This window comes from Pedobacter sp. 10L46_2, from assembly GCF_056395165.1.
Genome location: NZ_JBFTIZ010000097.1, coordinates 1 through 14,692 on the forward strand (window position 1 = coordinate 1; position 14,692 = coordinate 14,692).

General features: G+C 38.1%; 10 protein-coding genes. All 10 read left to right on the forward strand.

The genetic code is table 11. The features are described from left to right. Positions 1-190: 190 nt before the first annotated feature. The 10 genes from AC1DDX_RS12505 (at position 191) to AC1DDX_RS12550 (ending at position 14,680) form a co-directional block, all read left to right on the forward strand. Positions 191-1,360: a multiheme c-type cytochrome gene (locus AC1DDX_RS12505; RefSeq protein WP_337716467.1), complete on the forward strand. Its 1,170-nt coding sequence runs from the start codon at positions 191-193 to the stop codon at positions 1,358-1,360. A 66-nt stretch (positions 1,361-1,426) separates the two neighbouring features. Then, positions 1,427-2,008, forward strand: coding sequence for a sigma-70 family RNA polymerase sigma factor (locus AC1DDX_RS12510; protein WP_172659581.1), 582 nt, complete (start codon positions 1,427-1,429; stop codon positions 2,006-2,008). A 72-nt stretch (positions 2,009-2,080) separates the two neighbouring features. Further along, complete coding sequence (locus AC1DDX_RS12515; RefSeq protein WP_172659582.1) at positions 2,081-3,133, forward strand: FecR family protein; 1,053 nt, start codon at positions 2,081-2,083, stop codon at positions 3,131-3,133. A gap of 79 nt (positions 3,134-3,212) precedes the next feature. Continuing rightward, positions 3,213-6,776 carry a SusC/RagA family TonB-linked outer membrane protein gene (locus tag AC1DDX_RS12520; RefSeq protein WP_288880975.1) on the forward strand — a complete coding sequence of 1,188 codons (3,564 nt, stop codon included), beginning with the start codon at positions 3,213-3,215 and terminating at the stop codon, positions 6,774-6,776. A 20-nt stretch (positions 6,777-6,796) separates the two neighbouring features. After that, positions 6,797-8,587 (forward strand): RagB/SusD family nutrient uptake outer membrane protein, encoded by a 1,791-nt coding sequence (locus AC1DDX_RS12525; RefSeq protein ID WP_337716469.1) that lies wholly within the window; start codon positions 6,797-6,799, stop codon positions 8,585-8,587. A gap of 20 nt (positions 8,588-8,607) precedes the next feature. Beyond that, positions 8,608-9,729, forward strand: coding sequence for an acyltransferase family protein (locus AC1DDX_RS12530; RefSeq protein WP_172659585.1), 1,122 nt, complete (start codon positions 8,608-8,610; stop codon positions 9,727-9,729). A 12-nt stretch (positions 9,730-9,741) separates the two neighbouring features. Next, positions 9,742-12,267, forward strand: coding sequence for a family 20 glycosylhydrolase (locus AC1DDX_RS12535; RefSeq protein WP_477622105.1), 2,526 nt, complete (start codon positions 9,742-9,744; stop codon positions 12,265-12,267). Between the two features lie 142 nt (positions 12,268-12,409). After that, positions 12,410-12,784, forward strand: a complete 375-nt coding sequence (locus AC1DDX_RS12540; RefSeq protein WP_477622106.1) for a DUF2231 domain-containing protein — start codon at positions 12,410-12,412, stop codon at positions 12,782-12,784. 100 nt (positions 12,785-12,884) lie between these two features. Further along, entirely contained in the window at positions 12,885-13,427 is a 543-nt protein-coding gene (locus AC1DDX_RS12545) for a c-type cytochrome domain-containing protein (protein ID WP_477622110.1), read from the forward strand. Continuing rightward, a complete protein-coding gene (locus tag AC1DDX_RS12550) occupies positions 13,424-14,680 on the forward strand; it encodes a DUF1553 domain-containing protein (protein ID WP_477622111.1) in 1,257 nt (418 codons plus the stop codon). The genes AC1DDX_RS12545 and AC1DDX_RS12550 overlap by 4 nt, the downstream gene beginning before the upstream one ends. Positions 14,681-14,692: the final 12 nt, after the last annotated feature.

The following is a 14,692-nucleotide window of genomic DNA, read 5'->3' on the forward strand; positions in this document are numbered from 1 at the left end:
CTGACGGAGCCTTAATCGCAAAAGAAATCACGGTATCCAACACAGGCGGATTAACAACTTTTAAAACAATAGAAATAAAGAATATTCCACTCAAAGCAGGGAAACAAAGTATAAAGGTTTTGGCAGATACAGGTTATTTTAATTTTAATTACCTTCAATTTATTAGACAAATGTAATTGCAAATTAAATTATGAAGCGTAAAGGACGTTTACTCCTTGTGTTCAGTACTATAGCTATTTTGGTGATTCTATTCTCCCAATGTATGGATACCTCCAAAAATATGAAAGCAACAGAAACATCCATTGCAGGTGCAAAAACATGTGTCCAATGTCATAAAGATATTTCCAATTCTTATTTAAATGATGTTCATTATGCTGCTTCAAGCCCGGTAGAGAATAATAATCAGATCAAACTTGGTACTGATTACGTTTATGAGTATGATAAAAACTTAAAAGTTGCCATAGAAAAAAGAGATAGTGGTACCTATCAGGTTGTTTATTTTAATGGAAAAGAAGATCTGGCTAAAAGATTTGATATTGCTATTGGGGCAGGTAAAAATGCTTATACCTATGCCTCATGGAGAGGGAATATATTAAGACAACTTCCACTCTCTTTTTTTAATCAAATAAATGGATGGGCTAACAGTCCGGGTCTGCGAACAAGCAACCCGGATTTTGGAAGGATAATAGACTCACGATGCTTAGAATGTCATAGCTCCTTTATAGAAAGTAACAAGGCAAATAATGGCAGTTTAATTGTTTCGCACGAAATGTTGAAATCTTCTCTTGTTTATGGAATTGATTGTGAGCGCTGCCATGGGCCAGCAGGTAAACATGTTGAATTCCATTTAAAAAATCCTGATGAGAAGGAAGCTAAATTTATGGTGCTTTATAAAACACTTACAAGGAAACAAAGAGTTGATGCATGTGGCATTTGTCATTCCGGTAATGATGCAGAGTTACTGAAATCTACATTTTCTTTTAAGCCAGGAGAAGATATTAAACAATATTACGCGCATGTTTCATCGGCTCAGGAATCCCAACTCGATGTTCACGGCCAGCAAAACCAGATGCTTGAGGGGAGTAAATGTTTTACTAAAAGTAATTCGCTCGAATGTTCAACGTGCCATAGCCCGCATGATCAGAACAAAGGAAGCTTAACATTGTATTCAAAAAAATGTATAAGTTGTCATGCTACCATAAAGCATACACAAAAAACATTGGAAAACGCTATGGTAAAAACCAATTGTATTGATTGCCATATGCCTTTAAAACCTTCCAAGGCAATTAGCTTCCAACAGGCCGGCATGTCAGACGTAAGTCCGTATATGCTCAGGTCACACCGTATAGCAATATATTAAGTGTAAAAATTTTGTGTCACTGTTTGAATTATATTGTTAAATTTGTTTTAAGCAGACATTAAATTCATGGATTACAGGCTCTTATCTGATGACGAATTAATTGTTCTTTTCAAAGGAAGTTGCCAGCATGCGTTTAAGGAGATGTATTTGCGGTACTGGCAAAAGGTATATCAGGTTGCCTATAAGAAAGTACACCATAAAGAGCTTGCCGAAGAGTTAACCCAAAATCTCTTTGTGGAACTATGGAGACGAAGAGAAACAGTAACAATAAATTCATTAGGGGCTTATCTTTTCGGGAGTTTAAAATATTGTATAATCAATCACTACAAATCATTATTAGTTCAGGAAAACTATCACAATTACGTAAAGGCTTCTGCGAATTACGGAGTAGTAAACAATACCGACTATCTATTGATGCTTAATGAACTATCTGATGCACTGGCCAGAGGGATTGCTCTGCTTCCAAAAAAAACTGCCGAAGTGTTCAGAATGAGCCGAATTGAACACCGCTCGGTTAAGGATATATCTGAGCAGCTTCATATATCCGAAAAAGCAGTTGAATATCACATTACCCAATCGCTTAAATCAATTCGGTTTTACCTTAAAGAGTACCTGTTTCTATTGGTTGCTTTTATTATGTTTCTATAAGTTTCATTTTTTTTTAAAATTATTTTAGGGATAAGGGCTACTTAGCTTACATATAGTTTAAAAGCTATAAAAATGAGCAGAGAAGCATTTCATCTATTACTGGAAAGATACCTGCAGAACAGGTGTACAGATGAAGAAAAGGAAATTATCGAAAAATGGTATGGAATGCTTGATAAGCATGATATGGAAGATATTGCCCCAACCCAAATAAATGCATTGGAGCAGAAACTGTGGGACAGAATACATGAAAGTGCCATCACAGAAGATGAAACTCCTGTTCGTAAACTTAAACCTCAGCGCCAAACATCCAGAACTTTAATAACTGCTGTTGCTGCCGTAATTGCAGGCTTTGTAATTATTACCGCCTATGTATTCTTTAGAGTTGACAGTAAAAAACCTGAATTCATGGTTGCCTCAATTGCAAACAATATTAATTCTGTTTCAAATAATACTGCTATGCCCATGGTAGTAAATTTGGAAGACGGAAGTTCTGTTACCCTGCAACCAAAATCTTTATTGAAGTACCCTAAACATTTTTCCAAAACTGTTCGTGAAGTCACACTTGAGGGAGAAGGCTTTTTTGAGATCAGTAAAAACCCATCCAAACCATTCCTTGTATACAACAGCAATGTAATTACAAGAGTTGTAGGAACCAGCTTTATTGTAAAAACAAATAGTACAGCAAGCGAAACTGAAGTAACAGTTAAAACAGGAAAAGTAATTGTTTCTCCAAACTCCGGGACCCTTTCCTTTAAAATTGGTGACCTCTTAAAATCAGGTAAAGGGGTGATACTTACCCCAAATCAGAAAACTGTTTATAGTGCCTCCGAAAATACATTTGCAACCACACTTGTTGATAAACCTTTACCGATAGCAAAAAATAATAAGCAACCTATAAAAGAGAGCTATTCTTTCAATGACAGCCGTGTTGCCGATGTCCTAAATCAGCTTCAAAAATCATATGGGATTGAATTTGTTGTGGAAGACAAAGAATTGTACAACTATACATTTACGGGCGACCTCTCTGAACAAGATTTATACAGTCAGTTAGATTTTCTATGTGAATCAATTCAGGCAACCTATCAGGTAAAAGAGACTAAAATAATTATCAAAGAAAAAAATTAAAACCTAAAAATCAACCAGAACTAAAAACCTAACCAGCTTATGAAGAAGTTTCATATTAACGAACAAAACTCCTAAAGTTATGAAAAAAAAGCGATTTGTTGCTTTAATAAAAACAGCAATGAGGATATCTATAGCCCAAATATTTCTTGTAGTTCTATTCACATGTGGCGCAGCGGCAAAAAATGCTGGCGCTCAGGGAATATTGAATAAAGAAATTTCCATCAGCATTAATGATGCTAAGGTAACCGAGATATTAAATGAAATTCAAAACCAAACAAAAGTTAAATTTATTTATAGTCCATCGGTAATTAAGTCTGAGCGAAAAACATCAGCAAACTATACCAAAAAACGGCTTGGAGATATCCTTGACGAGACATTAAATCCACTAAGTATCTTCTATAAGGTAATTGATAACAGAATTATTCTGTACGATAAAGATATGTCTAAGAAGACTAATGAGCCAAATACCAATAAGCCCCCTGTTCCAGTCAAAGGTAAGGTAACTTCAACAAAAGGAGAAACATTACCCGGGGTAAGTGTAAAAGTAAAAGGTACTACAACAGCTACTATTACAGATATAAATGGAAATTTTGCCATTAGTGTGCCTGATGCTAATGCTGTTTTGGTTTTTTCTTATATCGGTTTTACGTCAAAAGAAGTTCCGGTTAATGGCCAGAGCACTTTAAATGTTCAGCTTATCGAAGAAGAAACTTCATTAGGTGAAGTTGTTGTTCTGGGATACTCAACACAAAAGAAAAAGGACCTTACCGGGGCCGTTTCTGTGGTGAATGTTGCCGACATGATTAAACAACCCAGCCCATCCATAAATAATCTGTTGCAAGGACAGGCCTCTGGGGTTACCATTTTGGGTTCCGGACAACCTGGAGAAGAGCCTCAGGTGCGTATCAGGGGAGTAAATACTTTTGGCAATAACAACCCACTTTACGTGGTTGATGGTGTTCCAACGCTCAATGTAGCCGATATTAATCCGAATGATATAGAATCGATGCAGGTGTTAAAAGATGCAGGATCAGCTTCAATATACGGATCACGTGCGGCAAATGGAGTTATTGTAATCAGTACTAAAAAAGGTAAGGATAAAGTAAAGGTACAATATGATGCTTATTATGGTACACAGCGACCTAAAACAGGAAACGTTTGGAATATTTTGTCGCCACAGGAGATGGCAAATCTGAAAAGACTTGCTGAAGCAAATACTGGAGAAACTGAATTTGATGATCCACTATATGGAAATGGTCCAACCTATGTATTGCCCGATTATATCTATCCACTAGGGGCTAAAGAGGGAGATCCATCTGTAAACCCATCCTTATATAATGTAAAACCGTTATTTACTTCTGATGAAGAGTATAATAACTTTTACAGAATTAATAGAGCAAACAAAGCAGGAACGAACTGGTATGATGAAATATTTAACCCGGCACCAATAACCAGTCAGAACATCTCTGTAAGTGGCGGTTCAGATCAGGGGAGTTATCTTTTCTCTGCAAATTATTTCAATCAGAAAGGAACATTGGATAGAACTTATCTAAAAAGATATACAGTGCGTTCTAATACTCAATATAACATTGGAAAATATGTCAGGGTTGGAGAGAACTTAGCTTATACCATTACAAATAATCCTAAAATAGACGGGCTTAGTGGTGACAATGCTATAGGGCATGCTTTTAGAGAGCAACCTATTATCCCTGTATATGATATTATGGGGAATTTCGCAGGTGGTTATGGTGGGAAATTAGGCGATGCCTATAATCCGGTAGCCATGCTGTATCGTACTAAAGATAATAAGGCAACAGACAACAGGTTATTTGGAAATATCTTTGCAGAAGCAGATATTTTGCCTTTTTTAACACTTAGAACTGCATTTGGTGCCGATTCATTTTCAGGTGCATCAAGATCATTTGTTTTTCCTCAATATGAAAATGCAGAGAATACAACTAGTAACAGTTATGCCGAATCTTCAAATACTGGATTAGAATACACCTGGACAAATACCTTATCATTTAACAAAACTTTTAACCTGCATAGTTTAAAGGTATTGGTAGGAACTGAGTACAACAAGAACCGGTATAGCACCATGAGTGGAAGTAACAAAGGTTATTTCTCATTTGATCCCGATTATACAAACCTTTCGAATGGTAGCGGCCCAATGGAAACTGTTAGTGAAAGAACTGCTGATGCTTTGTTCTCACTAATAGGGCGTGTTGATTATGCATTTAATGACAAATATCTTATCGGAGCTACTATCCGTAGAGATGGTTCATCTAAATTCCTGAAAAACACATATGGAGTTTTTCCTGCAGTAAGTGGTGCCTGGAGGATCTCAAAAGAAAGTTTTTTATCCGATGTGAAATGGATTACGGATCTAAAAATAAGAGGTGGCTGGGGTATTATGGGTAACCAGGTAAATGTTTCCGGTGCCAACTCCTTTACAACATTTGGCAGTTCAATTGGCCAGTCTTATTATGCAATAGGTGGCGGAAATGCTGTAGTTGCAGGATTCTTTCAAAACCAAACCGGAAATCCGGATGCAAAATGGGAGAAAAATGTAAACTCAAACTTTGGTTTTGATGCAACATTATTTGGTGGCGGTATAGAGATCTCTGCTGATTATTACCAGAAAAATGTTCGTGATCTTTTGTACAATCCAGAAATGATTGGAACTGTTGGTGCTGCTACTGTGCCATTTGTTAACATAGCTCAAATGAAAAATGATGGGTTCGATATTTCGTTAACAGGACATAAAGATGTAGGAAGCGATCTTAAACTTAATGCGACGGCTACAATTACCACCTACCGTAATGAGATAAAAAAAGTATCTGGAGATGTAGATTATTACGATGTAGATTCAAGAAGATTTGATGGTAGTCGTATTATTCGTAATGCTGTAGGACACTCGGTTAGTGAATTCTTTGGTTATAAAATAGCGGGATTCTGGAATTCAGACAATGAAATTGAAGCTGCAAATACAAAAGCTCAAGCTGTTACTGGTGATCCAAATACTGTTTATCAGGATGATGTTAAAGTCGGCAGGTTTAAATACGCAGATGTAAATGGCGACGGAATGATTACGGCCGATGACAGAACCTTTTTAGGTAATGCAAATCCGGATTTCAGTTACGGGCTTAATCTGGGTGCTAGTTTTAAAAACTTCGACTTTAGTGCTTTCTTTTATGGTGTTCAAGGCAATTCAATTTGGAATCAGGTAAAATGGTGGACAGATTTTGTGCCTTCTTTTGGCGGAGCAAAAAGCCACACAGCTCTTTATGACTCATGGACACCCTCGCATCAGAATGCAAAGGCACCAATACAGGAAACAACCCAATCTTTTAGCACAAACAGTGTCCCTAATTCTTATTTCGTAGAAAAAGGATCTTACCTGAGACTTAAAAACGTGCAAATTGGTTATACACTCGCTGCAAATAAGCTTCAAAAGCTGGGTGTTAACAGGCTAAGGGTTTATATCTCTGCGGCCAATTTGTTCACAGTAACAAAATATTCAGGAGTAGATCCGGAAGTTGGAACCTCAAGTGAAACAGGACAGCAAACAGCCTACGGGGTTGATGACGGTTCTTATCCAAGTCAACGGACTTTTTTACTGGGTTTAAATTTACAGTTTTAATTACCTAACGGTTTAAGGAAATGAAAAGATCAACATATATATTACTAGCTGTGCTGTTATTTACAGGACAACTATTTTATTCTTGTAAAAAGGCTTTAATACAGCCACCTCTTGGCTCATTATCAGAAGAGCTTGTTGCTAACAAAAATGGTGTAAATGGACTGCTAATTGGCGCTTATGCCGCTTTAGATGGTATGCAAGGTGGCGATGTTGCATTGGGTGGGGGCGATGCCTGGCAAGCCTCTCCTACGAACTGGGTTTTTGGCTCTGTGGTAGGTGGTGACGCTTCTAAAGGAAGCGACGGTGCAGATCAGCCGGCTATTGATCCAATTGCCAATTTTTACTCAGGAGCAACCAATGCTTTTTATGATGGCAAATGGAAAGCACTATATGAAGGTGTTACACGTACAAATAATGTTTTAAAGCTGATGGCAAAAGCTACAGATCTGAGCGAAGCAGAGCGTAAAAGTATTGGCGCCCAGGCACGTTTTTTACGTGGTCACTATTATTTCGAATTAAAAAAGATGTGGAATATGGTTCCCTGGATTGATGAAACCACAACTAACTTTAATCAACCTAACAATGTGGATATATGGCCGCAAATTACTGATGATCTGAAGTATGCTTATGAAAATTTACTTCCAGCTCAATCTGAAATAGGGAGGGCAAATAAATGGGCAGCGGGTGCATATCTTGCCAAGGCTTACTTGTACCAGTATAAATATGACCTGGCCAAACCAGTATTTGATGCGGTTATTACACAAGGTCAAACCAGCTCAGGCCTAAAATATGATCTGAATAAAAATTTTGAAGACAACTGGTTGCCAAGCAGAGAAAATAATCCGGAAGCAGTTTTTGTGATCCAAATGGCTGCAAACGCAGATCCAACAGGACCTTCAAATGCCAACAATGGCGACATGCTTAATTTCCCTTATGGGGATGGAAGCCCTTTTAGCTGCTGCGGATTTTTCCAGCCTTCAATAGATTTGGTAAACCATTTTAGAACAAACCCCGCTACAGGATTACCATATTTAACAAACTTTAATAGTTTCCCTGTAAAAACAGATATGGGAGTAGAGGCTGGCCAAAATTTCACGCCAGATGAAGGAACACTTGATCCACGTTTGGATTGGACTGCCGGTCGTCGCGGCATACCTTATCACGACTGGGGAATTTACCCTGGTAAACCATGGGCAAGAGATCAAAGTTATGGCGGTCCATATGGACCAAAAAAGAACGTTTATTGGAGTGAAAATGCAGATAGCGATGGAGACCAGGGCACCTGGGCACCGGGAACGGCTGTTAACTATTCAATTATCCGTTTTGCGGATGTACTTTTAATGGCTGCCGAATGTGAGGCACAAATTGGAAGTTTAGGTAAAGCTCAGGAATACGTAAACAGGGTTAGGGCAAGAGCCGCGGATCATGAAAGCTGGCTTTTTAAATATAAAGATGATGAAGACCCTTCTGCCGGATTCTCTGATGAACCGGCAGCCAATTACAAAATCAATGAATATCCGGCAGGAAACTTCACAAGTCAAGGTAAAGACTATGCCTTAAGAGCGATCTATTATGAAAGGAAAATAGAGCTGGCAATGGAAGGTCACCGATTCTTTGATTTGGTGCGATGGGGTATAGCCGATCAGGAATTAAATGCCTATTTTAGCTATCAGGGAAAAATTACGTCTGACGTGAGGAACGGTAAGTTTGTTAAGGGCAAGAATAATTATTACCCAATACCACAGCGCCAGATAGACTTAAGCCAATCTAATGGTGCGCCGGTTTTAAAACAGAACCCAGGATATAATTAATCTGAACATAACCTAAAACAATGAACCAACCACAACGTTTTTTATCACTCGATGTATTTCGGGGTATGACAGTCTGTTTCATGATTATCGTGAACACACCCGGTAGCGGAGCAGAACCTTTTGCCATGCTGAACCACGCCGCTTGGCACGGTTTTACACCAACCGATCTGGTATTCCCATCGTTCTTATTTGCTGTAGGAAATGCCATGAGTTTCTCTATGAAAAAATTTGCCCAGATGGAGAACTCAGCAGTGCTTGCAAAAATATTTAAGCGTACACTGCTTATATTTCTTATAGGATATCTAATGTATTGGTTTCCTTTTTTTAGTTACAACGAAGGTGGAGGCATTAGTTTCTCGCCCATAGCAAATACGCGAATTTTAGGTGTTTTGCAGCGAATAGCGCTTTGTTATGGTATTGCATCGTTGCTAATCCATTACCTGAGCACCAGAAGCGTAATCATTATCAGCTTATTGTTTTTGATTGGCTATTGGGTGGCCTTATTGTTATTTGGGGATGCGGCGGATCCGTTTAGTATGACGGGAAATGCTGGCCAATATCTTGATCTATATGTGCTGGGAGATAAGCATATGTACCATGGCGAAGGTATAGCTTTTGATCCTGAAGGGATATTGAGCACCATACCTTCTTGTGTGAACGTGATTATCGGATATTTTGCTGGTAAATTCATACAGGAAAAAGGAAAAGGATTTGAAACAATTTCGAAACTATTACTTGCCGGTGGCCTGTTGATATTAATAGCAATATGCCTGAATCCGGTATTTCCTATAAACAAAAAGCTATGGACAAGTTCTTTTGTATTGGTTACCTGTGGCTTGGATCTGGTAATTATCGGCGCGCTGATTTATGTTATAGAAGTAAAATCCTATACGAAATGGACAGGTTTCTTTACGGTTTTTGGGAAAAACCCGTTATTCATTTACATAGTTTCAGAGGTGTTGTTAACCATCATAGGGGTGATCATTCCTGGTTTAGATTTCAGGGGATGGGTTAGCACAAGGTTTTTTCAGGTTATCGCACCTGGTCCTGTTGGTTCATTGCTTTTTGCAATTTGTTTTATGCTCACCTGCTGGCTGGTAGGCTATATACTCGATAAAAGGAAAATATACATACGCGTTTAGTTATCAAACAAAATGAAGAAATTCTGTATTCTAATTGCACTACTTTTTAGTGGTTTAATAAATGCTTATGCACAATCGGCATCGCCGTTTAAGATTAGTGACCTCCACATTACAAGGGAGGTCTTGAACAATATTGATGATAAAACCTTATCAGTACTAACAATTACTAATAATGGCAAACAAACATTACCTGCCGGAGGCTGGAGCATTTATTTTAACTCCAGACCTATGCAAGTTACCGGTATCGACAGTCTTAGTGCCGGAATAAAACATATAAATGGAGACTTATTTCGTTTGTATCCCTTAAAAGGTTTTGCGGCTTTAAAATCTGGTGCATCAAAAAAGATCAAAGTGCTTTCAACGGAGGTAAAAAATATTACTGACCTCTCATCAGGTTTTTATCTGGTGTGGGACAAAACCCCTTCTAAAGGATATAATATCAAGCATACAGATATAAATCCGACTCAGCAGGTTGAAAAAGTAGAGGCTGAGGTGGCGGCTCAAGTATTTAGCCGGAACAAATCTATACAGGATATTCCTCTAGATAAACTGCCCAAAGTTTTTCCAACTCCTGTATCTTATAAAGAACAAGAGGGGGCATTTAAATTGACCCCAGAAGTTTCGATAATAACTGAAATTGAGTTTGATAATGAGGCCAATCTATTTGCCGATGAATTATCGGCTATACTCGGTAAAAGACCTTCTTTTGTTCAGTCGCCTGTTAAAAACATTATTGTAATTAAAAAAGGAAACATAAGCGGTAGTGAGTCCTATAGACTAAGCGTTACACCAGAAAGTATAGTTGTTACAGCTGCCGAACCGGCAGGCGCATTTTATGGTATACAATCTTTAAAGACTTTATTCCCTTCCACATCTTGGGGAGCTATCCAAAAGGAAATTGCAGTACCTGCAGTCGAAATTGAGGACGCTCCCCGGTTTGGATTCAGGGGATTCATGATGGACGTAGGACGAAATTTTCAAGCTAAAAAGGAGGTGCTGAAAGTTTTGGACGTGATGGCACTTTATAAAATGAACGTGCTTCACTTCCATTTAAATGATGATGAAGGATGGCGATTGGAGATTCAAGGCTTGCCTGAACTTACAACAATTGGCTCGCAACGTGGTCATACGATTGATGACAGTAAGAATATTCTCCCATCGTACGGATCTGGATCTGAAATAGGTGTGAATTCCGGAAGCGGATTTTATACACGCTCCGATTTTATTGAAATCCTTAAATATGCTACTGCAAGGCATATCCGCGTGATACCTGAGATTGAAACCCCCGGCCATGCAAGAGCCGCCATTAAGTCTATGGATGCCAGGTACGAAAGATTAATGAAAGCAGGTAAAAAGGAAGAAGCCGGACAGTATCTGTTGCGAGATTTGAATGATAAATCAATATATGAATCGGTTCAGGGATGGAATGATAATGTAATTAATGTGGCGCTACCATCAGCGTACAACTTTCTTGAAAAAGTGGTCGATGAAATACGCATTATGTACACAGAAGCCAATGCTCCACTGGCAACAATACATTTTGGTGGTGATGAAGTCCCGGCTGGAGTATGGGAAAAATCTCCTGCTGTTGCAAACTTGTTAAAAACCGATACTTCAATTAAAGGGGTAGATGAAATGTGGCATTACTATTTCAGCAAAGTCAATAATATGCTTAAGGCAAAGCAGTTGTATTTGTCGGGCTGGGAAGAAATAGGACTACGAAAAGCACTGGTAAATGGAGAAAAGAAGATGGTGCTTGATGATCGTTTTGCTAATGAGAATTTCCACGCCGATGTAGGGAATAACTTAAGTGGTAATGAGGATCTTGCCTATAAATTAGCCAATGAAGGATATAAAGTTGTACTAACGTGTGTTACAAACCTTTATCTGGATCTGGCAACCAACAAAAGTTTTAACGAAACCGGCCAGTATTGGGGTGGTTATGTTGATGTAGAGAAACCTTATTATTTTGTTCCTTATGAACTGTTTAAAAATTTGAAGGAAGATGAAAGTGGTAACCCTATTGATAAAAAGAAATTAGAGGGGAAAACTACGCTTACTGAATTTGGAAAATCAAACATTGTGGGCATACAATCGCCTTTGTGGAGTGAAATCATTAAAACCCCTGAAAGATTTGAGTATATGCTTTTGCCAAAGTTATTTGGTGTAGCTGAAAGAGCTTGGGCAAAAAATCCCGAATGGGCAATTGAAAAAGATACCTTAAAAAGTAAAGTATTGTATAATAAGGACTGGTCTGAATTTGTGAATATTATTGGCAAAAGAGAAATACCAAGGTTAAATCATTATTCAGGTGGTTATAATTACCGTATTCCAACCCCTGGGGTATCAATAGAAAGCGGGCGGGTGAGTGCAAATTTACAATTGCCAGGGTTTGTAATTCGGTATACTACAGATGGAACAGAGCCAACAATAAATAGTACTATCTACAAATCAGCTATTGATACAAAAGGAATAATACAATTAAAAGTGTTTAATAGCGAAGGCAAATTCGGCCGTTCGGTTAAAGTGCAAAATTAATAGGAAAGACAAGACAGTACAGGTTGCTTGTTAATGATTATAATTAGATATTTATTCAAGTTATGAGATTTTTCAAAAGGCAGAATAACTATTCTGCCTTTTGAAAAATTCATTTTTTTGAAACCAAATATAAAATCTAATTATGTTACAGCACATAGCATTCTGGCTTTGGGATTTTTTAGGCCATCTGCATCCTTTGGCAGTCCATTTTCCTGTGGCGCTGCTTTTATTTGCTGCTATACTGGAGCTATTCACTTTAAAAAACTTTAATTCAAAACTACGTTCAGGTATTGATGCCCTCCTTATTGCGGGATCACTTGGCGCTATAATATCTGCAGCTTTGGGGTGGTTACTGTATCAGGATGGTGATTATAGCGGCGATGTTTTAACGTTGCACCAATGGATAGGATTTGCAACTGCAGCGCTTGGTGTTTTAACGCTTTTTTTTCTTTATCAAATCCGCAAAAAAGATAAGTTTAAGCAAGTTAAAGTTTATCGGGGTTTACAAGGATTATGAAACAAAGGGCTCAGATAATTTTAGGCTTGTTGCATTAAAGGGTGATACAGCTAAGCTTACAAAAAAGCAGGAAGTAGAATTAAACACTGAGGTAAGAGCTATACTTGCACATAATTGTTATAAGTGCCATGGCTCAGACAAAGTAAAAGGAGATTTGAGGCTTGATGGGAAACACGTAGCTTTTAAAGGTGGCGAGAATGGGCCTGTTATTGTGCCTGGTAATCCTCAGGAAAGTGAAATATTTAAGCGTATTTCTTTACCTGCAGATCATAAAGATGTAATGCCTTCTAAAGGGAAAAAGCTGGCTGAAAAGGATATTGAAATAGTCCGTTTTTGGATAGAAAAAGGAGCCCCATGGCCAGATGATGGCACAAAGCAAAACGTTTTTAGAGTAGCAAAACTTGAACCGCGTAATCCTGTTCTTCCTGCTCCCTCAAATAATTTATCTAATCCTGTTGATTTATGGACTAACCAGTATTTTGCTAAAAATAAGATTAAATGGCCCTCATTAGTTGATGACCGTACTTATTTAAGGAGGATTTATCTTGATATCATTGGTCTATTACCTGGCCCGGCCGATTTGGAATCATTTTCAAAAGATGCAAGACCAGATAAAAGAGCCTTGTGGGTTAAAAATTACTGAGTCTTGATAACGATTATGCTTTGCATTGGCTAAGTTTCTGGAATGATGCTTTAAGAAACGATTATTCAGGAACCGGATATATTACAGGAGGTCGTTTCAACATTACTGATTGGTTGTTCAAATCATTAAAAACGAATAAACCTTATGATCAGTTTGTAAAAGAATTAATTAGCCCTTCCGAAGAGTCAAAAGGGTTTATAGAAGGTATAAAATGGCGTGGAGTTGTCAATGCCAGTCAAAGAACAGAAATGCAGGCGGCTCAAAATGTTTCGCAGGTATTTTTAGGTCTTAATCTGAAATGCGCTTCTTGTCACAATAGTTTTATCAGCGATTTAAAGCTGGATGATGCCTATGCTTTCGCAAATATTTTTGCAGATACAACGCTGGAAATTAATCGTTGTGATAAACCAACCGGAAAATATGTAGATGCAAGGATGCTTTGGAAAGAACTTGGTACTATAGACAACAAAGCCCCCGTTAAGGAGAAAAGGAAACAGCTAGCCGAAAATTTAATTAAACCTGAAGACGGACGACTTTATCGTACTATCGTAAACCGGATTTGGTCGCAACTTATGGGACGTGGTTTGGTTGAACCAGTTGATGTTATGGACAATGAGCCATGGAGTCAGGATTTACTAGATTGGATGGCATTTAATTTTGTTGCCAGCAAGGCTGATTTAAAAGAGCTGATTTATCAGATTACCACATCCAATACTTATCAACTGCCGTCAGTAGGCTTTAAAGAGGTAGCTCAGGTTAGTAACCCGAATTATAAGTTTAAAGGAATGGTACGTAAAAGAATGTCGGCCGAGCAGTTTACTGATGCTGTAAGCAGTGTTATAACTCCTGTTTTTGTTGATTCAAACATCAAATATAACCCTCAAATTAGACCATCCTTTATTCGGGCTTCTTTGGTGGCCAACAATAGTTTCCTTACGGCCTTAGGCAGACCAAACAGAGAAACAGTAGCTACCAGCCGAGATTCACAAGCCAATTTGCTGCAAGCCCTTGAACTTACCAATGGCTGGAGGTTTAATTCTGTGCTTAAAATTGGTGCCGAGCATTGGAAAGCAAATTACAAAAATACCGATTTGCTTATTAAAGATATTTACTTAAAAACTTTAGGTAGGGAGCCGGTTGAGAAGGAAATTAAAATAGCCAAACAGGCTCTTGGCAAATCTCCTGGTGTTGATGCTATTCAGGATTTATTCTGGGCGATGGTACTGCTGCCCGAATTTCAAATAATCTATTAACCCGAATTATGC

Coding starts and splice junctions, on each gene's coding strand:
- AC1DDX_RS12505 (WP_337716467.1), top strand. CDS start 191: ATGAAGCGTAAAGGACGTTTACTCCTTGTGTTCAGTACTATAGCTATT.
- AC1DDX_RS12525 (WP_337716469.1), top strand. CDS start 6,797: ATGAAAAGATCAACATATATATTACTAGCTGTGCTGTTATTTACAGGA.
- AC1DDX_RS12510 (WP_172659581.1), top strand. CDS start 1,427: ATGGATTACAGGCTCTTATCTGATGACGAATTAATTGTTCTTTTCAAA.
- AC1DDX_RS12520 (WP_288880975.1), top strand. CDS start 3,213: ATGAAAAAAAAGCGATTTGTTGCTTTAATAAAAACAGCAATGAGGATA.
- AC1DDX_RS12535 (WP_477622105.1), top strand. CDS start 9,742: ATGAAGAAATTCTGTATTCTAATTGCACTACTTTTTAGTGGTTTAATA.
- AC1DDX_RS12540 (WP_477622106.1), top strand. CDS start 12,410: ATGTTACAGCACATAGCATTCTGGCTTTGGGATTTTTTAGGCCATCTG.
- AC1DDX_RS12515 (WP_172659582.1), top strand. CDS start 2,081: ATGAGCAGAGAAGCATTTCATCTATTACTGGAAAGATACCTGCAGAAC.
- AC1DDX_RS12530 (WP_172659585.1), top strand. CDS start 8,608: ATGAACCAACCACAACGTTTTTTATCACTCGATGTATTTCGGGGTATG.